We start from the raw sequence: 554 nt of genomic DNA, 5'->3' as shown, positions 1-554 counted from the left end.
GAAGAGAAAAGAAGGAGGGAGGAAAGAAAAGGAAAGAGGAAAAAAAAAGGGGAAAAAGAGAAAGAGAAGGAAAAAAGGGAGAGGGGGAGAAGGGAGAGAAGGGGAGGGAAGAAGAGAAAAAGAGAGGGAAGGAGAGAAAGAAGGGAGGGGAAAAAAAAAAAAGGGAAAGAGAAGAAAAAGGAAGGAGGGGGGGGGGGGAGGGGGAAAAAGAAAAAAAAAAAAGGAAAGAAGGGGAAAAGAAGGGGAAAGAAGGAAGGAGGGGGAGGAAGAAGGAGGAAAAAGAAAGAGAGGAGAAAGGAGGAGGGAGGGAGGGAAGGAGAAGAAAAAAGACGAGGGAGGGGAAGAAAGGAGAAAAAGGAGGGGAAGGGAAGGGGAAGGAGGGGGAGAGGGGAGAAGGAAAAAAAAAAAGAAGGGAGAAAGAAGAAAAAAGGGAGGGAGGAGGAAAAGAAAGGGGGAAGGGGAGGGAAGAAGAGGAAAGGAGAAGGGGGAGAAAAGGGAAAAGGGGAGGGAGGGGCACCTAAGAAATCGCCGGCGTGCAAGAAATCGCTATGGCC

Annotated in this window: 1 protein-coding gene; it reads left to right on the top strand. The window is 48.7% G+C overall.

What is annotated here, in order from left to right; translation table 11 throughout:
- The coding region (locus ACTHUG_RS11325) for a hypothetical protein (RefSeq protein ID WP_440422266.1) at positions 1-521 on the top strand (521 nt) is incomplete at its 5' end.
- Positions 522-554: the final 33 nt, after the last annotated feature.

It is taken from the genome of Neisseria sp. P0022.S009 (assembly GCF_051956675.1).
Classification (GTDB): domain Bacteria; phylum Pseudomonadota; class Gammaproteobacteria; order Burkholderiales; family Neisseriaceae; genus Neisseria.
The sequence above is the reverse complement of the archived record's forward strand: the minus strand, read 5'-3'. Positions and strand labels throughout refer to the sequence as shown.